This window comes from Novosphingobium barchaimii LL02 (assembly GCF_001046635.1).
Lineage (GTDB): Bacteria > Pseudomonadota > Alphaproteobacteria > Sphingomonadales > Sphingomonadaceae > Novosphingobium > Novosphingobium barchaimii.
In genome coordinates, this window is sequence record NZ_KQ130456.1 from 153,469 (window position 1) to 171,146 (window position 17,678).

Genomic DNA, 17,678 nt, shown 5'->3' on the forward strand with positions numbered 1-17,678 from the left:
CCCCGAGCCACAGGATGAGCTTAAATAAGCCGCAGGGGCATGCACGAATGGACGATCGTTTCAATACTATCGCCGGCTGGACTCTATTCTCGGGCATCGTCGGCCTGGGGCTGAGCATTGCTAGCGGAATGTACTTTCAGGCTGACAAGCACCACGCTCCCGAGACGGCGGGCTATCCAGTCGAGGGCGTAGCCGAAAAGGGCGAAGGCGGCGCTGACGTGCCGATCGCAACGCTTCTGGCCAGCGCCGACGTCGCGAAGGGCCAGGCTACTTTCGCCAAGTGCACCTCGTGCCACACCATCAATTCGGGCGGCGCCAACGGCATCGGTCCCAACCTTCACGGCGTCGTCGGCGAGGCGATCGGCCAGGGCGTGGGCGGTTTCGCGTTCTCCGACGCTCTCAAGAGCAAGGGCGGCAACTGGTCGTTCGATGCGCTGAACGATTGGCTCAAGAGCCCCAAGGCCTATGCGCCGGGGACCAAGATGACCTTCGCCGGCCTGTCGAAGCCGGAAGACCGCGCCAACGTCATCGCCTATCTGAACACGCAGGGTTCCAACCTGCCGCTGCCGGCGGCCGATGCAGCGCCCGCTGCGGACGCCGCTGCCGCTCCCGCCGCGGAAGGAGCAGCCGCTCCCGAAGCGAGCGAGGCTGCGGCGCAGTAAAAACGCCATCCGGCTCTGCCGGTTGAAAACGGTCCGCTAGCGCCGCCGAGTCGCTAGCGGGCCGTTTTCGTCTTTCGGGGATGTGGCATATCATCTTCATCCCAGCGAAGGCTGGGACCGCTATCGGCAGAATGCACACTGTCGGCAAGATTGGAGCCGCCCCTCGCTTGGCCCGTCACCCTGAACTTGTTTCAGGGTCCATCATGCCGCTCGCCCAGTGTCATAATGGCACGCCGGATGTGCGGCTTGCTGCACAGCGGCAAGCCGGACGGATCCTGAAACAAGTTCAGGATGACGACGCTGTTGACGATGGTGAAGTAGGCGCAGAATAGCCGCTCACCACTTCAATTGTGGTGGCACAATCCAGCAGCCCTGCCTGCGCCTATCGCTCAGCCCTGCCCCTTGAAGCCCTTGGCGATCACGTACCACTCAGAGGAGTCCTTGCGGCTCGCAGGCGGCTTGGCGTGCTTCACGCTGGTGAAGTGCTTCTTGAGCAGAGACAGCAGTTCCGTATCCGTACCGCCCGCCAGCACCTTGGCGACGAATGTACCGCCCGGCGCCATCGAATGGATCGCAAAGTCCACCGCCGTCTCGACCAGGCCCATGGTCCTCAGGTGGTCAGTCTGCTTGTGGCCAACGGTGTTCGCCGCCATGTCCGACAGCACGAGATCCGGCGGTCCGTCCAGCGCGCCTTCCAGCGCGGCGGGGGCTTCGTCCGCCATGAAATCCATCTCGAAGATGGTCACGCCCTCAATCGGATCGGTGGGCAGCAGGTCGATGCCAACGACCTTGGCCTTGGGAGCCTTGAGGCGCAGCACCTGGCTCCAGCCGCCCGGCGCGATGCCAAGATCGACTGCGCGGGTCACGCCCTTGAACAGGTCGAATTTTTCGTCCAGCTCGATCAGCTTGTAGGCGGCGCGGCTGCGATAGCCGTCGGCCTTGGCTTTCTTGACATAAGGGTCGTTGATCTGACGCGTCAGCCAGCGCGCCGAACTCGTCGTGCGCTTCTTGGCGGTGCGCAGGCGCTCGCCGGGGTCTTTTCCTGAACGGCTCATCTTGCACCTATCGCGTTATGTACGGAACCGCGCACGCCGGGCGCGCGAATATGACCGTGGGAAGGACTGTGGGACGCGATCAGGCTGCGCAGAATGCCCTCGCGGATACCGCGGTCGGCCACGCCAAGGCGTGCGGCCGGCCAAAGATCGAGAATTGCCTCGAGAATGGCGCAGCCCGCCACCACCAGATCGGCGCGCTCACGCCCGATGCACGCCACCTCGCGGCGCTCCTCAAGCGACATGGAGGACAGCCGCGTGCTGATGTCGCGCATTGATTCGGCCGGCACGATCAGCCCGTCGACCATGCGGCGATCGTACTGCGGCAGTTCCAGGTGCAGGCTGGCAAGCGTGGTTACGGTGCCGCTGGTGCCCAGCAGGCGCAGCGGGCCGTCCTGCCCCGCGCTTTCCCGCGCCGGGGCGACGCGCTTGGAAAATGCCGCGAAACTTTCTGCAACGAGGCTGTGCATGTGGCGATAGCGGGCTAGGCGGTCCTCGCGCGTGGCGCCTTCGGGTGCGCAGCTTTCGGTTAGCGAGACGACGCCCCAAGGCACGCTCTGCCAGTCGAGGATGCGCGGTACGGTGCCGGTGCTCTCGATCAGGACCAGTTCGGTGGAGCCGCCGCCAATGTCGAAGATCATCGCCGGGCCCAGCCCTTCTTCAAGCAGGACATGGCAGCCAAGCACCGCCAGCCGCGCTTCCTCGCGGGCGCTGATGATGTCGAGCGCGATCCCGGTCTCGTCCCGTACCCGCTCGATGAATTCGGTGCCGTTGACGGCGCGCCGGCAGGCTTCCGTCGCCACCGAGCGAGCAAGAAAAACATTGCGGCGCATCAGCTTGTCCGCGCAGATTCGCAGCGCTGAAAGCGTGCGCTCCATCGCCGCGTCGGAAAGCCGGCCCGATTGCGCCAGTCCCTCGCCCAGCCGCACCACGCGGCTGAAAGCGTCGATCACGGTGAAATTCTCTCCCGAGGGACGGGCGATAAGCAGGCGGCAATTGTTGGTGCCAAGGTTGATCGCGGCATAGGCCTGGCGCGGATAGGGCGGCCCGGACGATGCTGCGGAGGGCGTCTGAGCCGGTGCCGTCGATACAGCGGGGGCGGGTGTCGCCGCAGGCTGTTCCATCAGCTTGGCAGGGGCTGCGGGCACCTTAGGCACGGCTGGAGACTTGCCTGCGGCCGGAGTCCTGGACTTGTTTTCTGCGCGCGGCGCTTTGCCGGCCTCGGGCCCCCGCGCGCTCCCTGACGGGCGCGCCTTGCCCTTGGCTATGCCGGCGGTCTGTGGGCTACCAGGCGAACCAGCCTTGCCCTTACGACCTTTTCGCCGCCGTCCCGGGCGGCCCGACACTTCGACTTTCGCTGCCGGCGGATCTTGCTCCGCCATGATTTCAATTCTCGATCATATATCATTCCGCCGGATAGGCGGACACCTGACCGCGATGCTAACGCCCTGCGGGCAAAGGCACAAGGCCCCCGAATTGCAGAACCTTGACCAAGGCACTTGACGCGAATCAAAGCCGCATCTAAGGGGAGCGCCTCTCCGGTGCCCTGTCGTCTAATGGTAAGACTGCGGTTTCTGATACCGCCTATCGAGGTTCGAATCCTCGCGGGGCATCCAGAGTTTCCCACATTCCAGCAATACCGCGCTCTTCGGAGCAAGGTCGAGCTACGTGTCGCACACCACTGTTGTACACGAAGCCTTCCCCATCGTCGGGAAGCCTCGGAAATCGTGGGAGAAACGGTCCTGCCGACTGTAGCACACCACTGTTGCACAAACGTTCGGGTCGACGATTGCCGGGGCTATGGCGGCGGGGCACGATCTTTCAGTATCGCGTGAGGGTTCCAGCCGATGTCGCCACGGTGCTGGGCCGAAGTCACATCAGTCGGTCTCTGAACACTTCATCCATGCGTGACGCGAGACGCGCCCTAATTCTAACGGCCTATGTGTTGATTGCCACTGAGATGTGACCCGGGGCGCCTATAAATTACCATTGAGAATTGACCCATGTTTTCCTCCCCTCCGGCTGCCAGTCGGAGGGTCTCGGAGTGATCGACATGGACTTACTCAGTGTGATCCGCCGGTGGCATTTCCGGCAGGAGATCTCCATTCGGGAGATCAAGCGGCGGACCGGCCTATCCCGCAACACCATCCGCAAATATCTGCGTTCCGATGCTGTTGAGCCCAGCTTCAAAGTCCCGGTTCGGCCGAGCAAACTCGACCCTTTNGCCGAGAAGCTGACCGCNTGGCTGCGGGTGGAATCCAAGAAACCCCGCAAACAGAAGCGGACCGCCAAGCAGNTGTACNCCGATCTGGTGAAGCTNGGGTACGACGGTTCTTATAACCGGGTTGCGGCGTTTGCCCGACGATGGCGGACCNAGCTNCAGTATGAGCAGCAGACCAGCGGGCGTGGNACATTCGTACCCTTGGTCTTTCAGCCCGGCGAGGCGTTCCAGTTCGACTGGAGNGAGGATTATGCCNTGCTGGGCGGCAAGCCNACGAAGCTGCAGGTCGCCCATACCAAGCTGGCNCATAGCCGNGCCTTCATCGTGCGAGCCTATCTGCTCCAGACCCATGAGATGCTGTTNGACGCGCTNACNCAGGCGTTCCGGGTGCTGGGCGGCGTGCCCCAGCGCGGGATCTTNGACAATATGNGNACCGCNGTCGACAAGATCGGGACNGGGAAGGCACGGCAGGTCAACGCAAGGTTTGCCGCCATGGCCAGCCACTATCTGTTNGAGNCCGATTTCTGCAATCCGGCCTCAGGCTGGGAGAANGGNCAGGTCGAGAAGAACGTCCAGGACGCNCGGCGCCGGTTGTGGCAACCGATGCCNAGCTTCCCTGGCCTGGCCGAGCTGAACGCCTGGCTGGAAGAGCGATGCATCGCCCAATGGGGCGAGATCCAACATGGTGTCATGCCCGGCACCGTAGCCGATGCGCATGCTGAGGAAGCTTCCTGCCTGATGCCGCTGGGCAGGCCCTTCGATGGTTTTGTCGAGCAGACCAAGCGCGTGTCGCCAACCTGCCTCATCGCCTTCGACCGCAACCGCTATTCCGTTCCGGCATCCTTCGCGAACCGGCCGGTCAGCCTCCGGGTCTATCCGGATCGCCTGGTCATTGCTGCCGAAGGCCAGATCGTGTGCGAACATGCCCGGCTCATCGACCGCTCCCATCACAAGCCGGGACGCACAATCTATGACTGGCGGCATTATCTGGCGGTGGTCCAACGCAAGCCCGGCGCTTTGCGTAATGGTGCCCCCTTCCTCGAGATGCCCGAAGCCTTCCGGCAATTACAGGGCCATCTCCTTAAGCGCCCAGGTGGCGACAGGGAGATGGTCGAGATCCTGTCTCTCGTTCTGCATCACGACGAGCAGGCCGTCTTGCATGCAGTCGAGTTGGCTCTGGAAGCAGGCGTCGCCACCAAGACCCACGTTCTCAACGTGCTGCATCGCCTTATTGACGGCAAGGCGCCGCCGGCAGCGCCGATTGATGCGCCTCAGGCCTTGCGCCTGACGCAGGAGCCCAGGGCCAATGTCGATCGCTACGATACACTCAGGGAGATTCGCCATGCGTCATGACCCTGCCAGCGCCGCGGTCGTTGTCATGCTGCGCGGCCTCAAGATGTTTGGCATGGCCCAGGCCGCCGGCGACCTGATCGAACAGGGCGCGCCGGCCTTCGACGCTTCCGTGCCAATGCTGTCGCAGCTGCTGAAGGCCGAGATGGCCGAGCGGGAGGTCAGGTCCATATCTTATCAGATCAAGGCGGCCCGCTTCCCAGCTTACAAAGACCTGGCAGGCTACGACTTTGCCGCCAGCGAGATCAACGAGCCACTCGTGCGCCAACTCCACCAGGGCGACTTCATGGAAAACGCCGACAACGTCGTGTTGATTGGCGGACCCGGTACCGGCAAAAGCCATATCGCCACTGCCCTGGGCGTCCAGGCCGTCGAGCATCACCGCAAGAAGGTCCGCTTCTTCTCCACGGTCGATCTGGTCAACGCGCTTGAGCAGGAGAAGACGGCGAACCGTTCCGGCCAACTGGCCGAACGTTTGCTGCGTCTCGACCTCCTCATCCTCGATGAGCTGGGCTATCTGCCCTTCAGCCCATCAGGAGGGGCCATGCTCTTCCATCTACTCAGCAAGCTGTACGAGCGCACCAGCGTCGTCATTACTACCAACCTGAGCTTCAGCGAATGGTCCGGCGTGTTCGGCGACGCCAAGATGACCACCGCGTTACTCGATCGCCTCACCCATCACTGCCACATCCTGGAAACCGGGAACGACAGCTTCCGCTTCCGCGCCAGCACCGCTGCGCCCAAGGCCAGAAAGGAGAAGCCAGCATCTTGAACCTGCCCGTCAACGGCAGCACATAACTAATACCCACCCGGGTCAATTCTCGACGGTAATCCCGGGTCACATCTCAGTGGCAATCAACACCGTGAGCGTTGGTTTCTGAGCGGAGTCTATGCCACTCGCAATCGGCCGGTATCTGCAACGCTGGATGGTCAGGCGCGTGACTTTGTGCGGGAGAATGGGGTGCTGGATCACCGCCCTCGTTTCGACGGCAAACCTGAACTCCAGGCTCTGCGCCGATGGAGCCGTTCGGCGATTGACTGGTGAGGCTGTAGTCGTTGCGGTCGGAGATGCGCGCCCAGGCAAGCACCTTCGACCGTAGGAGGTCAGGCTTCTGCCATTCCTGCGAAGCGCGTGGACTTTCCTGAAACGTGCGCCCCTTCGATTCTGGAGAGTAGATAAGCAATCTGCTCTTTTGAACCACCCCATACAGCGACCATGAGACCCAGCGGGAATCCCGCCCCCCTCTCGGCGTTATCGAATTGCAGGCGTCCTGCCAGGAAAATCGTGTCGGCGACTCCATGCACAAAATTGCTGTAAGCGCGGATGTGCGTCCGTGCCGGACAGAGCAGCACGACCGTCTCGACTTCACCATTCAGCCAAGCCTGATGGCAGCGTTCAATCCAGGCCGCTGCCGCCGAGAACGGCGGGTTTACGTACGCCAGCCGTCCAGACCATCGCGTGCTTAAACCATTCTCTTCAATCATGATGTGGCGCTCAGCGACCACGTTAGAATTCGGATGGCTGCAGGGATCAATCGCGATGGCGCCGAATGAGTCCTCGATCAGCTTGAGAAAATGCCGAGGCGTAAACCGTTCATCACGGCTCCCTTCCGCCCATGCCGCGCGTTCAGGCTTTCGTCCCCGGGCAGTTGGCGCGAGTACTGACATTACAGCACCTAGACTGGCAACCGAACCGCCGCCCGCCTCCAATGCTCGGACAGTAGCTGCCGTCAAATTTGCGCGACGTGCGACCTCTGCTTGTGGCCACCGTCTTTTCTTGCGTGCCAGACGCAGGCGTTGCGCCAAACTCGATCCACGCGGAAGGCCAGCGATCCGGAAATCGAGTACCTTTGTTACAAGGTGGAAGGTCTCGATTGCCCCGCCCCCTTTCTCCAAAGTCCAGAGTGCACGGGCGGAAACCCCTGCCAGGGCTGAGGCCTGATGCTGGGAAAGACCGGCAGCCTTCCTGGCATCTCTTATCGCTTTGCCAATCTGCATCAAAATCCTGCGAAAATTTTCGCGCGTTCTTTGGCCATACGCCAGCGGAAAATCAAACTGGACCGCGATGTTCGACCATAAACACGCATGTTGCGCTCTTCGACGGTCTTGGCTCACATCAACAGGCCACCTATGGATGCGGAATGAATCCTGTTGAGATCGAAGAAGCGCTTTCTATTATCGGTCCTTTAGGCAGCAGCAATCGTAGGCGTTTTAGATCCGCTACAGTGCCTCGACTTTGAATTTTCGATTTTATGATATTCAATTGCCTGACGATAGCCCCATCATCGACGCTTTATTTTCACAAATTTCGCCTGCACTGCTTCCTTGGGTCGTTGCGACGACTAATCCGATGCAGCTATTCATAAATTTCCCGTATTCACTGTTATCATAGGCTTGCTTTTTTGCAGCGGCGTCACGCTCCATCTGAGCATTTCGCATTAATAGCTCTCTAGCTTTTTCTTCCCTACTTTCGTTCGTTTTGTAGGCGAGGATTGTGCTTGTGCCCATAATCGCGCTTGCGATAAAAATATATCGCGCCAGTTTTTTCTGATTTACCTGTGCGAAAATGTGATTTATGAAGCTATTACTAGAATAATAATCTTGTATGATTTTTGCTGCAGTCGTAAACCGAAAAACCACTGCTAAAAGAAATAAGAAACCCGCCATCATTGCGCCGAATGTTAGCCCTAACATTTCGACCATAAATAATGATGTCACAGATACTGCTAAAAATGTGCCGAGACGAATTTTCGCTTTCGGTGAAAGTTCGATCATAAAAATTGCCCCCTTGTGATGAGGCGCATCGTCTAGGCCACTGATTAGACTGGGTAAAGATCATTTTGTCATGATCCAAAAGGCGTCATTTCTCTGCTGGGCGGACGCCATCTTTCCCTTTCTTCTCTTTCATCATGATCCGTCCTGGAAGTTCTTGCCAAGACAGTTGGGATGACGCGGATGCGATGTTCGTGATCATCTCCGCGCCCAATCCTGATGTGACCGCTGGACGATCTGGGTGAAGATGTTCCGCGCGTTCGAAGCCAAGGCTGCGCCTATGCCATTACGTACAGTGAGCATTCCATAAACCCTGCTGCACCGTGCCTCTCGAAAGGTACGGAAAACGGCCATATCGATAAGCAGGAACCGGCCATTCCACAACCGGTTGGAATTGGAACGTCCTTGCCCCGACCGATGTCCGATGCGATCCCGCTGCGAGTACAAGGGGGTTAGCTATGACGGACATGCTCGCGATCAAATGGGCTGATGCCGATCCTGCCGAAGGAACCACCGACCTGATCCCGCGCTATTGGTTCCGCCATGACGGCATCAGCGAGTTCCGCCAGCACATCGTCATCGGCAAAGACAGCGCATGGCAGGCGAAGGTCCGCTGTTCCATCACGGTGCAAGGCAACATCGTCGATATCGATTATGCCGGGGATCATGCGGACAGCAACATCGCTCATGGCTTCATGGTGGGCTGCACGCGCCTGCGGTTCGCCGATGAGACAAGGCAGGGCATGCCTGCCGTCCTTTGGAAGTATCCCGACGACGTGGATTTCTCCGGTGAGTGGAAGTACGTGCCGAGAGATCACCGCACGTCTCCGGCCCAGGATACCGAACCGTTCGATCCTAAGGACAAGACGGACGCGCGGAAGAAAATCGAGCGCCTGGTCGCCGTCCGACAGGGCCAGTCCCGGTTCCGAGACGATCTGCTGCAAGCATACGGTGGCCGCTGCGCCATCACCGGCTGCACGATCGAGGAAATTCTCCAGGCCGCACATATAATGCCTGCCCGAGACGGCCAGACGAACCATGTGCAGAACGGCCTGCTGCTGCGCGCGGACATCCACACCCGGTTCGACCTGGATATCCTTCGGATCGATGGCGACTACCGTATCTGGGTACCCGATGGCGTTCGAACGAACCTGGGCATACCTCATGAGATCACGAACCATCCGAAGCGTGAGGAAGATCGCCCAAGCCGGGAAGCACTGAACGAAAGGTGGGCTGACGCGGCCGCTCGATGCAAATCGCCAGAAACGATTGAAAGCCTCTGATTTATTGCCAAAATCGATGTGTTCGGGATATAATCCCAGCATGAAGCGCGTTGCCATTTACACCAGGGTTTCGACCAACGATGGGAAGCAGACCACGGAGAACCAGCTTCGGGAACTCCACGCTGCCGCCGAGCGGATGGGCTGGGAAATCGTCGAGCACTTCACCGACGAAGGCATCAGCGGTGCACGCGGCCGAGACAAGCGCCCCGGCCTCGACGCGATGTTGAAGGCCATCACCCGGCGCGAGTTCGACATGGTGGCCGCATGGTCGGTCTGCCGTCTAGGGCGGTCTCTCCAGCACCTGATCTCCATGCTGGGCGACATGAACGCGCGCGGCGTCGATCTCTATCTCCATGTGCAGGCCCTCGACACCAGCACCCCGTCTGGGCGCGCGATGTTCCAGATGCTTGGCGTCTTCTCCGAGTTCGAAAGAGCCATGATCTCCGAACGCGTCCGCGCAGGCCTTGCCCGTTCGGACAAGAAGAGCGGTCGCCCCGCCCTCGACCCCGACAAGGTCGAACGGATCAAGCGATCTCTCGGCCGGGGGGTTAGCATCAACGCGACCGCCAAGAAGCTGCGCGTCGGCATCGGAACCGTTCACCGGCTCAAGCAGCAGATGACCTCGCAAGCGGCCTGACCTATATCGTCTTCGTCTATCCTGGAGACCGTCATGGCCGACATCGATCCGCCCATCATCGAATCGCCGCTGTCGAAAACCGTCACCCGACACGCGATCACCGTGCAGGTCGCGATTTTTAAAATCGGCGGGGATGCAGGCTGGACGCTGGAGGTAGTCAACGCGGAGGGTACATCCACGGTCTGGGAAGAACCCTTCGATACCGACGCTGCGGCCTTCAAAGCGTTCCTCCGGGCGGTCGAGACCGAGGGCATGGAGACGTTCCTCGACGATGACACCTCTGGTTGGACCACGATCCACTAACGTTCATCTCGATCGCTCACCAGGCCGTCCTCCCCACGATACCGGTATCCTCGGCGCCAACGCGCCTGACATTGGAGAACGTCGTCATCAACACGCCTGCATCGCCCGAAACGGGCTCCCGCGAAGACACCCTCCACGATGACCAGGGCCGCCTCGCCATCATCATCGATCACCTACGGGCTGCCCACCAGGCAGGGATGAGCCTCGACGAAATATCCAGCCACCTCGAGCCAGTCCTCGCTACCGCGCAGGCCAGGATATCGTCCGAGAATATGGCACTGGTGCCGTTCCCGCTATCGGTCCCGAACCCGGCTACAGAAGAAATTGCGCTGGATCAGCGCTGTAGCCCCGGCCCCGGTTCAGAGGTCTGGCAGTCTCCCGCTACCCGCTCCAACCGCTCAACGGCACTCGTCGAAAATGCCATCGATCAGGCCGGTCTGCCTCCTCGCGGGGCATCCAGAGATTTTCCTTGTCACTTGAGTGACATGCGAATTCAGCCGGAGCGTTTTTCAACCCGGGCTGCTTTCTCCACATTAATCGATTTCGCAGTCGCTAACTGCGTTTTTGGCGATAGCGTCAGCGGTATTTTCCCGTGTGATCGCACCAGCCTTTTTGCTTTCGGCGTAATTCCCGATTACGTGACGTCCGATAGCGGCGCGCGCGGATTGCTACCGGCGAGAGGGCGATGGCGGCCCAGCTGCGCTGCGCGCTGATCACCATAAAGAAAGGCCGGGACGAACAAGTCGTCCCGGCCCATCCGAAATTCCCTTCCGGCAAGCCGGAAAGGCAAGTCGTTCGTTCCGCTTACTGGAAGAGCGACAGGAGCGTCTGCGGTGCCTGGTTGGCGATCGACAGGGCCTGCACGCCCAGCTGCTGCTGGACCTGAAGGGCCTGAAGGCTCGCGGACTCCTTGGCGAGGTCTGCATCGACGAGGTTGCCGATGCCGCTCGTCACCACGTCAGTCAGGTTGCTGTTGAAGGCAAGCTGGCCCTCGATCTGGCGCGAACCCGCGCCCAGAACGCTGAGGCTACCCTTTACGTCGTTAAAGAACTTGTCGAGAACGACGGTAAGGGCATCTGCTGCACCTGCCGCTACGACGGAATCCGTTCCGGCAAGGCTCGCGAAATCGTCAGTGGGCAGGGTTTCGAGCATGGTGCTGAAACCCTGATTGTTGATTTCGAGAACCGGCGCTTTTCCGGTGGTCTCGTCCGTCGCGATCGACTGCAATGCGGTGACTTTACCCGCAGTTGTGTCGGCCGCTCCGGCACCCTTCAGCAGATTGACGCCGTTGAAGTCCGAACCATCGATGACCGTGCTGATCTGCTTCTTCAAAGAAGCGAGATCTTTCGAGATCGCGGTGCGGCTTTCGACGTCGAGACCGGCGTCCGATGCTTCGAGAGTCTTCGACTTCATCTGGTTGAGGAGGTCAGAGATCTGTTCTGCGCCGGCGACGGCCACATCCGTGACGCTCTTGGCATTGTTGAGCGAGCTGGTGACAGCATTCAACTTGCCGAGGTCGCCGCGGAGCGTCTGGGCGACGGTGTACTTCGCCGAGTCGTCCTTCGTGGACGCCACGTTCAGACCCGTGGTGATACGGCTCTGGGTGGTTTCCATCGAACGGTTGGTGCTGTTCAGGCTCTGGAGAGCAGCCATGGCACCAGCATTGGTGTTTACCGAAAACGCCATTTCAAGTTTCCTTCTAGGTTACAGACCGATTCTGCGGTCCGGCGACAGAAACGCTGTCGTCCGTGCGGTCCCGAAAAAGACGGGTGCATGATCATTCTAGGAGGAGTCTTGGCGCGGCGGTTTTATCCTTGAAAAATTAGCTTCGGGTGCGACACCGAAAGGACTCAGAACGGGAACAGGGCGTCGTAGATCTGCTGGCCCCAGCGGGCTTGCTGGGCGTCCGTAAGCTGGCCGCGTCCGCCGTAGCTGATGCGCGCTTCGGCGATCTGGCTGTGGCGGATGGAGTTGTCGCGGGCGATGTCCTCGGGGCGGATCACGCCCGAGACGACCAGTTCGCGCAGCTCGAAGTTGACCCGCACTTCCTGCTTGCCGCGGATCGCCAGGTTCCCGTTGGGCAAGACGCCGGTGACGGTGGCGGCGACGGTCATGTTGATCTGTTCCGAACGCGAGGTGTTGCCCGCGCCCACTGCGCTCGATTTCGAATTGGTGCTGGCAAGATTGGCGGGATCTGGGTTGCCCGGCAGCACTTTGCTGATCTGGCTTTCCAGCCCGAGCAGCGCGGCGATACCGCTGCTTTCGCTACCGTTGCGGGTGCGGGTGGTGGTGTTGGCGACCTGCGCGTTGTCAGCGATGTTGATGCGGATCGTGACGATATCGCCCACCCGCGAGGCGCGCTGGTCGCGGAAGAAGGCGCCGCCGCCGGTACGGAATAGCGAGGCACCCCGCGCGGCCTCTTCCGCCTGCGGATCGCCGCCGTCGGCCGTGCGGCCCGCCACGGAATGGTTGCCGAGCGAGGGTTCGAGGCGCGGGGCGACAGGCTCGCCCGCCTCGGTCAGCTTCGGCGCCTTGCCCACGTTCTTGAGGCGGCCAACCGAGCCGCAGCCGGCCAGCAGCGAAGCCGATGCCAGAAGGCAGGTAAATCCGGCGAAACGGGACTTCATTGGCAGCATTTCCTCAGGGCGCCTGTACGCGCACTTCGCCGGCGGCCAGGGCGACCCCCTCCAGCGTGCGGTTCGTGGCAAGGCTCATCACGCGCACCAGGTCGCCCCGGCCAGCATCGCTCAGCGCGCGGCCGGGCGCAGTGATCCGCAGGCCGCCCGAAACGAGGGAGATCGTCACCGTCTCGCCCCGGCGCACGACCCGCGCGGAAGTGAGGTCGCTCGCCCTTACCGGCGCGCCCGCGTTCAGGCGGCGGGTGGTTTCCTGGCCTGCCGCCTCGGCCGGGCTGAGCGCATTGCGGGCAACGGCGGGCAGCACCCGCGCGGTTTCGAAATCGGCTTTCGCGAGGACTTCGCCCCGCTCTACCGCACGCGCCAGAACCGGCGCGAACTCGGTCCCGGGTGCGGGCGTCGTCGCGGCGGCGACGGCAAGGAGCAGGGCGGCAAGCATTGCGTCAGACCGTCTGGGTCGAGGTCTGCAGCATCTCGTCTGCGGTCTTGAGGACGCGGCTGTTCATCTCATACGCGCGCTGGGCGGTGATGAGCGAGGTGATTTCCGACACCGGGTTGACGTTGGAAGCCTCGATAAAGCCCTGGCTCAGGGTGCCGAATGCGGGCTGGCCGGGGGTGGAGACATTGGGCTGGCCCGAAGCGCCGCTTTCCAGGAACAGGTTGGAGCCGATGGCCTCAAGGCCCGCCTCGTTGATGAAGGTGGCGAGTTCGAGCTGGCCCACGGTCTGCATTTCGGCCTGGCCCGCCAGCTTCACCTGCACTTCGCCGGTCTTCGAAACGGTGACGCTGAGCGCGCCCTGCGGGATGGTGATGTCCGGCTGCACGCGGTAGCCGTCGGTGGTCACCAGTTCGCCCTGGTCGGAAAGCTGGAACGAGCCGGCGCGGGTATAGCCGATATCGCCCGAGGGGAGCGAAACCTGGAAGTAGCCGGGGCCGTCGATCGCCATGTCATAGGCATTGCCGGTGCTGGTCAGGGCCCCCTGTTCGGTGATGCGGTAGACGCCGCCGGTCTTCACGCCGGCGCCGATCTGGATGCCGGTAGGCACTTTGGTCCCGTCCGGGCTGGTTGCCGCGCCGGGCCGCGAGACCTGTTGGTAGAGCAGGTCCTCGAACTCCGCACGCTGGCGCTTGAAGCCAGTGGTGTTCATGTTGGCGATGTTGTTCGAGATGACGTCGACGTTGGTCTGCTGGGCAAGCATCCCGGTCGAGGCGATGGAGAGCGAACGCATGGGGGACTCCTTCGTAAGGTTGGGGTGCTAGGGTCAGTCCAGATGAATCAGGTGAGCTTGCTGAGGCGGCCGATGGCATTGCGGCGCATGTCGGCAAGGTCGGATGAAAGGCGCTGGCTGGTCTGGTAAGAGCGCAGAATCTCGACCATGTGTGTGGTTTCCGAAATCGCCTCGACGTTGGAGCCTTCGACGCCCCCGCTGCGCAGCTTGGTCTGGGCGGCGGTCATCATCTGGCCGCCGCTGCCGGTCAGCACCCCGTCGCCGCGCGCCTCCAGCATGTTCTCGTCCGCGAAGCTGGTGACGGCAAGGCGGCCCACGGCTTCCTCGCCCGCCATGACCGAGCCGTCCGGCGCGATGGTCAGGCTGCCGACCTGGTCTGTGGGAACGTTGATCGGCCGTCCGTTCTCGTCGAGCAGTCGCTGCCCGCCCGAAGTCGCCAGTTCCCCGGTGTCGAGCACCTTGATGAAGCCGGCGCGAGTGTAAGCGGTGGAACCGTCGGGAAGCTGCACGTTGAGGTAGCCCGGCCCGTCGATCATCACGTCAAGCGCGTTGCCGGTAGCCTGGAAGGCGCCTTGCGAAACGTCGTGGACAGCGCCGTAGTCGAGCACGAACGAGGTCTTGCGCGCATCCTGGACGGGCGCGTCCTGTGTGTTCTCGACATATTCGTGGAACAGCGCCTGTTCGCGCTTGTACCCCGTGGTCGAGACGTTCGCCATGTTGTTCGCGGCCACGTCCAACTGGCGGCGCAAGGCCTGCTCGTGGCTCAGCAGAACGAAGGAGGAGACGTCCATGGCGGCACCTTGACGAAAAAGTTCGGTATAACCCGCCGGGAAGGGGACCCGACCGGGAAACAATCCTATATATAGGAATGAAATCGTGCGCGCGGATGTGCGGGCAAGATTTAATGGCCGGGTGTCAGGGGTGATTACGTGTCCAGCGAGGTGATCGACGTTGCGCCGGTCGAGGTGTCCGAAGGGACAGCAGACGGCGCGGCCGCAGCAGCGAAGAAGAAGCGTGGCCGTCTGATCGCGATTGCCGTCGTGGTGGTCGGGATGCTCGCCGGTGCGGGCGGCGTCTGGTGGTACATGCAGGGCAGCGCCGGGCATGCGAAGCCGGAGACGGAAGCAGAAGCACCGGCTGAAACTTCCGGGCACGGTGGCACGGCGGACGCGGACCCTTCGGCAGCCTATATCGAGGTTCCGCCGATGATGGTGAACCTGCGCGGGGGCGGCGCCCAGGCCAAGTTCATCAAGCTGCGCTTCATCATCGTCGCCGCCGATGGCAAGACCGACGCCGTCAAGGCGCGCCTGCCGGTGATTCTCGATGCGCTGCAGCCCTTCCTGCGTGAACTGCGCCCCGACGACCTCAACGGCGCAGCGGCGGTGTTCAGAATCAAGGAAGAGATGCTGCGCCGCTCCACTCAGGCGCTGGGCGCGGGCATGGTGCGCGACGTGCTGATCCAGGATCTGATCCAGCAATGACCGGCGAGCGCGACGATCCGGCTTCTTCCGCACCTCGCCCGGAAACCATCCGCCTTGCCGCGGTGGACGGCGACACCGTGCCCCGCCGGGGACTGAAGGCCGTGCTGGAATCCAATGTCATCAGCCACGAAAGGCTGCCGATGCTGGAAGTGGTGTGCGAGAGGATGGTGCGCAATTTCGCCACCTCTATGCGCAACCTCACCTCCGATGCCATCGACGTGAACCTGGAGGCGATCACTTCGGTGCGCTTCGGCGATTTCATGGGCAACATGGCGCTGCCCTCGCTGTTCGGCGTGTTCCAGGTGAAACCCTGGGAAAGCTACGGCGTGGTCACCGTCGATGCCGGGTTGATCTATGCCATCGTCGATGCTTTGCTGGGCGGGCGCGGCGGCACCCGCACGCAGCCTGCCGAGGCGCGCAGCTTCACCACCATCGAGATGAGCCTGGTCAGCCGCGTGGTGCAGATGGCGCTCGACGACCTGGCTTCCGCCTTCGAAGAGATCGCCGCCGTCACGATGGGGCTCGAGCGCATGGAATCGAGCCCGCGCTTCGCCGCCATCGCCGAGCCGAGCAATGCCGCCGCCGTCGCCAGCTACAGCGTCAGCATGGAGGGCGGGGGCGGTGTGTTCTCGATCCTGCTACCCTATGCGACGATCGAGCCGGTTCGCGACAAGCTGCTCCAGCGCTTCATGGGCGAGAAGCTGGGCCGCGATCACATCTGGTCGGCGCACATGGCAAGCGAGCTTTACAACACCGAGGTCACCGTCGACGTCGTGCTGGGCGAAAAAATGATGTCCCTGCGCGAAGTGCGCAGCCTTGTGGTGGGACAGACCATCGCCCTCAGCCATAGCCCGGAAGACGCGCTGCATGTTCACTGCGGCGGCGTGCCGCTGGGCCGCGCGCATATCGGCCAGCGTTCCAGCAACATCGCCATTCGCATGGCCACCGACATATCCAAGGGGTATCCGAAATGACCGCAGGACTGACTGCCGCCGCCGCGATCAACCTTGTCCTCGTGGCGGTGTGCCTGTGCGTGCTGGTGCAGAGCGTGCGCATGGACCGCCGCATCCGCACCTTGCGCGACAACAATCTGGGCGAAGCGGTATTCCGGCTGGACCGCGCAACCCAGCAGGCCCGGCTGGTGCTGGACGACCTGCGGTCCGTTCTCGCCAACGACGTTGCCGCGCGCGCGGAAGGCGCCGCTGCGGCCGAGGCTCTGCGTGAAGAACTGGCGATGATGGTCGATATCGGCAATTCGGTGGCTGAGAGGATATCGGACGCCGCCAGCGAGGCCCAGGCCGCAGAAGTGGCCGCAAGGTCGCGCAGCCCCCGGACCGCGCAGATCGAGGCTGCGGAAAGCCTTGCCGGGCAAGCCAGTCGGGCGAGCGCGGAAGCCCTGGCCTCCGCCCGGACCACGGAACTGAGCAGCAGGGTGTTCGACATCCTGTCCGCACACGTTCCGCGTGGCAGCGCCGTGGCATGATAGGCCTCAAGGCCCTGACCCGGCCGACGCGGCTGATGCTGGGCGTCGCGGCGGTGGCAGCGGTCGCCAATGCGATCGCGCTGGCCGCCCCGCCGGAAATCGCCAGTGCCGCCGGACCGGAAACCAGCCGTCTGGGCGCTTCGCTGCAGGACGCAGCGGCCCAGCGGGATCGCACGGCGGCGGCGAACCGGCGCAAGCTGGAAATGCGTGAACAGGCCGTCCGCGCGGGAGAGGCGCGCCTTGCCGGGCAGGTGAAGCAGCAGCAGGCCGAAGCGGCCGCCAAGCCCGCCGGCGCGGATGCGGCCGGCGGAACCGGGGCGCCGTCGGTGCCCTACGACAACCTTGCGCGAATATACCAGACGATGAAGCCGAACCGCGCCGGGCCGATCTTCGAAAAGCTCGACATCGAAGTGCAGAAGGAAGTGGCCACCCGCATGCGTGAACGCGCCACCGCGCAAATCATGGCCAACATGTCACCGGCAGGCGCCGTGGAACTGTCGATGGCGCTTGCGGGCCGCAAGGTGATCAAGGCCGTCGGCGGCGCGAAGCAGGCGGCGAAGTAGGGCCAA

General features: G+C 62.3%; 21 protein-coding genes and 1 tRNA gene. 13 read left to right on the plus strand and 9 right to left on the minus strand.

The window, feature by feature from the left end:
• Positions 1–47: 47 nt before the first annotated feature.
• A complete protein-coding gene (locus tag V474_RS17430; RefSeq protein ID WP_059152707.1) occupies positions 48–662 on the plus strand; it encodes a c-type cytochrome in 615 nt (204 codons plus the stop codon).
• Between the two features lie 389 nt (positions 663–1,051).
• Here V474_RS17430 and V474_RS17435 read toward each other — a convergent pair whose 3' ends face one another.
• Together V474_RS17435 and V474_RS17440 are read right to left on the minus strand one after the other, a co-directional pair.
• Positions 1,052–1,717: an RlmE family RNA methyltransferase gene (locus V474_RS17435; protein ID WP_059152708.1), complete on the minus strand. Its 666-nt coding sequence runs from the start codon at positions 1,715–1,717 to the stop codon at positions 1,052–1,054.
• Positions 1,714–3,096, minus strand: coding sequence for a Ppx/GppA phosphatase family protein (locus V474_RS17440; protein ID WP_059152709.1), 1,383 nt, complete (start codon positions 3,094–3,096; stop codon positions 1,714–1,716). The genes V474_RS17435 and V474_RS17440 overlap by 4 nt, the downstream gene beginning before the upstream one ends.
• A 160-nt stretch (positions 3,097–3,256) precedes the next feature.
• On the opposite strand from V474_RS17440, the gene V474_RS17445 reads away from it, so the two are divergent.
• The 4 genes from V474_RS17445 (at position 3,257) to istB (ending at position 6,057) form a co-directional block, all read left to right on the plus strand.
• A tRNA-Gln gene (locus V474_RS17445) sits at positions 3,257–3,330 on the plus strand.
• A gap of 173 nt (positions 3,331–3,503) precedes the next feature.
• Positions 3,504–3,680 (plus strand): DUF6538 domain-containing protein, encoded by a 177-nt coding sequence (locus tag V474_RS26980; protein ID WP_407938351.1) that lies wholly within the window; start codon positions 3,504–3,506, stop codon positions 3,678–3,680.
• 87 nt (positions 3,681–3,767) lie between these two features.
• The gene (gene istA, locus V474_RS17450; protein ID WP_059152939.1) at positions 3,768–5,288 is read left to right on the plus strand and encodes an IS21 family transposase; all 1,521 of its coding nucleotides are present in this window, start codon (positions 3,768–3,770) and stop codon (positions 5,286–5,288) included.
• Positions 5,278–6,057 carry an IS21-like element helper ATPase IstB gene (gene istB / locus V474_RS17455; RefSeq protein ID WP_059151300.1) on the plus strand — a complete coding sequence of 260 codons (780 nt, stop codon included), beginning with the start codon at positions 5,278–5,280 and terminating at the stop codon, positions 6,055–6,057. The genes istA and istB overlap by 11 nt, the downstream gene beginning before the upstream one ends.
• A 332-nt stretch (positions 6,058–6,389) precedes the next feature.
• Here the strand turns inward: istB and V474_RS25060 are convergent, their stop codons facing one another.
• On the minus strand, positions 6,390–7,400 hold the full coding sequence (locus tag V474_RS25060) for a DNA N-6-adenine-methyltransferase (RefSeq protein ID WP_148649445.1): 1,011 nt from the start codon (positions 7,398–7,400) through the stop codon (positions 6,390–6,392).
• Between the two features lie 144 nt (positions 7,401–7,544).
• Entirely contained in the window at positions 7,545–8,060 is a 516-nt protein-coding gene (locus tag V474_RS25710; protein ID WP_148649446.1) for a hypothetical protein, read from the minus strand.
• Positions 8,061–8,515: 455 nt separating this feature from the next.
• Between V474_RS25710 and V474_RS17460 the strand changes: the two genes are divergently transcribed.
• The 4 genes from V474_RS17460 to V474_RS25715 all read left to right on the plus strand — a co-directional run bounded on the left by V474_RS17460 (position 8,516) and on the right by V474_RS25715 (position 10,993).
• A complete protein-coding gene (locus tag V474_RS17460; RefSeq protein ID WP_059152710.1) occupies positions 8,516–9,340 on the plus strand; it encodes an HNH endonuclease in 825 nt (274 codons plus the stop codon).
• 40 nt (positions 9,341–9,380) lie between these two features.
• Positions 9,381–9,977, plus strand: a complete 597-nt coding sequence (locus V474_RS17465; RefSeq protein WP_082699850.1) for a recombinase family protein — start codon at positions 9,381–9,383, stop codon at positions 9,975–9,977.
• A 33-nt stretch (positions 9,978–10,010) separates the two neighbouring features.
• Positions 10,011–10,280, plus strand: a complete 270-nt coding sequence (locus tag V474_RS17470; RefSeq protein ID WP_059152712.1) for a hypothetical protein — start codon at positions 10,011–10,013, stop codon at positions 10,278–10,280.
• Positions 10,281–10,351: 71 nt separating this feature from the next.
• On the plus strand, positions 10,352–10,993 hold the full coding sequence (locus tag V474_RS25715) for a hypothetical protein (protein ID WP_148649447.1): 642 nt from the start codon (positions 10,352–10,354) through the stop codon (positions 10,991–10,993).
• Between the two features lie 91 nt (positions 10,994–11,084).
• Here the strand turns inward: V474_RS25715 and V474_RS17475 are convergent, their stop codons facing one another.
• From V474_RS17475 to V474_RS17495, 5 genes are all read right to left on the minus strand, one after another.
• Positions 11,085–11,966: a flagellin gene (locus V474_RS17475; RefSeq protein ID WP_059152713.1), complete on the minus strand. Its 882-nt coding sequence runs from the start codon at positions 11,964–11,966 to the stop codon at positions 11,085–11,087.
• A gap of 164 nt (positions 11,967–12,130) precedes the next feature.
• A complete protein-coding gene (gene flgH, locus V474_RS17480; RefSeq protein WP_059152714.1) occupies positions 12,131–12,907 on the minus strand; it encodes a flagellar basal body L-ring protein FlgH in 777 nt (258 codons plus the stop codon).
• A gap of 13 nt (positions 12,908–12,920) precedes the next feature.
• Entirely contained in the window at positions 12,921–13,355 is a 435-nt protein-coding gene (gene flgA / locus V474_RS17485) for a flagellar basal body P-ring formation chaperone FlgA (protein ID WP_059152715.1), read from the minus strand.
• 4 nt (positions 13,356–13,359) lie between these two features.
• The gene (gene flgG / locus V474_RS17490; protein ID WP_043973866.1) at positions 13,360–14,145 is read right to left on the minus strand and encodes a flagellar basal-body rod protein FlgG; all 786 of its coding nucleotides are present in this window, start codon (positions 14,143–14,145) and stop codon (positions 13,360–13,362) included.
• 47 nt (positions 14,146–14,192) lie between these two features.
• Entirely contained in the window at positions 14,193–14,936 is a 744-nt protein-coding gene (locus V474_RS17495; protein ID WP_059152716.1) for a flagellar hook-basal body complex protein, read from the minus strand.
• 138 nt (positions 14,937–15,074) lie between these two features.
• Between V474_RS17495 and V474_RS17500 the strand changes: the two genes are divergently transcribed.
• The 4 genes from V474_RS17500 to V474_RS17515 are packed head-to-tail and all read left to right on the plus strand — an operon-like array spanning position 15,075 to position 17,672.
• Entirely contained in the window at positions 15,075–15,626 is a 552-nt protein-coding gene (locus tag V474_RS17500; RefSeq protein ID WP_082699851.1) for a flagellar basal body-associated FliL family protein, read from the plus strand.
• Complete coding sequence (gene fliM, locus V474_RS17505; RefSeq protein ID WP_059152717.1) at positions 15,623–16,600, plus strand: flagellar motor switch protein FliM; 978 nt, start codon at positions 15,623–15,625, stop codon at positions 16,598–16,600. Before V474_RS17500 ends, fliM begins: the two co-directional genes overlap by 4 nt.
• Positions 16,597–17,109: a hypothetical protein gene (locus V474_RS17510; protein WP_236711316.1), complete on the plus strand. Its 513-nt coding sequence runs from the start codon at positions 16,597–16,599 to the stop codon at positions 17,107–17,109. Before fliM ends, V474_RS17510 begins: the two co-directional genes overlap by 4 nt.
• On the plus strand, positions 17,106–17,672 hold the full coding sequence (locus V474_RS17515) for a MotE family protein (RefSeq protein ID WP_059152718.1): 567 nt from the start codon (positions 17,106–17,108) through the stop codon (positions 17,670–17,672). The genes V474_RS17510 and V474_RS17515 overlap by 4 nt, the downstream gene beginning before the upstream one ends.
• Positions 17,673–17,678 lie beyond the last annotated feature (6 nt).

Excerpts from the sequence above, each read along its gene's own strand:
- V474_RS17430 (WP_059152707.1), top strand. The coding sequence starts at position 48 with ATGGACGATCGTTTCAATACTATCGCCGGCTGGACTCTATTCTCGGGC.
- V474_RS17435 (WP_059152708.1), bottom strand. The coding sequence starts at position 1,717 with ATGAGCCGTTCAGGAAAAGACCCCGGCGAGCGCCTGCGCACCGCCAAG.
- V474_RS17440 (WP_059152709.1), bottom strand. The coding sequence starts at position 3,096 with ATGGCGGAGCAAGATCCGCCGGCAGCGAAAGTCGAAGTGTCGGGCCGC.
- istB (WP_059151300.1), top strand. The coding sequence starts at position 5,278 with ATGCGTCATGACCCTGCCAGCGCCGCGGTCGTTGTCATGCTGCGCGGC.
- V474_RS25710 (WP_148649446.1), bottom strand. The coding sequence starts at position 8,060 with ATGATCGAACTTTCACCGAAAGCGAAAATTCGTCTCGGCACATTTTTA.
- V474_RS17460 (WP_059152710.1), top strand. The coding sequence starts at position 8,516 with ATGACGGACATGCTCGCGATCAAATGGGCTGATGCCGATCCTGCCGAA.
- V474_RS17465 (WP_082699850.1), top strand. The coding sequence starts at position 9,381 with ATGAAGCGCGTTGCCATTTACACCAGGGTTTCGACCAACGATGGGAAG.
- V474_RS17470 (WP_059152712.1), top strand. The coding sequence starts at position 10,011 with ATGGCCGACATCGATCCGCCCATCATCGAATCGCCGCTGTCGAAAACC.
- V474_RS17475 (WP_059152713.1), bottom strand. The coding sequence starts at position 11,966 with ATGGCGTTTTCGGTAAACACCAATGCTGGTGCCATGGCTGCTCTCCAG.
- flgH (WP_059152714.1), bottom strand. The coding sequence starts at position 12,907 with ATGAAGTCCCGTTTCGCCGGATTTACCTGCCTTCTGGCATCGGCTTCG.
- flgA (WP_059152715.1), bottom strand. The coding sequence starts at position 13,355 with ATGCTTGCCGCCCTGCTCCTTGCCGTCGCCGCCGCGACGACGCCCGCA.
- flgG (WP_043973866.1), bottom strand. The coding sequence starts at position 14,145 with ATGCGTTCGCTCTCCATCGCCTCGACCGGGATGCTTGCCCAGCAGACC.
- V474_RS17495 (WP_059152716.1), bottom strand. The coding sequence starts at position 14,936 with ATGGACGTCTCCTCCTTCGTTCTGCTGAGCCACGAGCAGGCCTTGCGC.
- fliM (WP_059152717.1), top strand. The coding sequence starts at position 15,623 with ATGACCGGCGAGCGCGACGATCCGGCTTCTTCCGCACCTCGCCCGGAA.
- V474_RS17510 (WP_236711316.1), top strand. The coding sequence starts at position 16,597 with ATGACCGCAGGACTGACTGCCGCCGCCGCGATCAACCTTGTCCTCGTG.
- V474_RS17515 (WP_059152718.1), top strand. The coding sequence starts at position 17,106 with ATGATAGGCCTCAAGGCCCTGACCCGGCCGACGCGGCTGATGCTGGGC.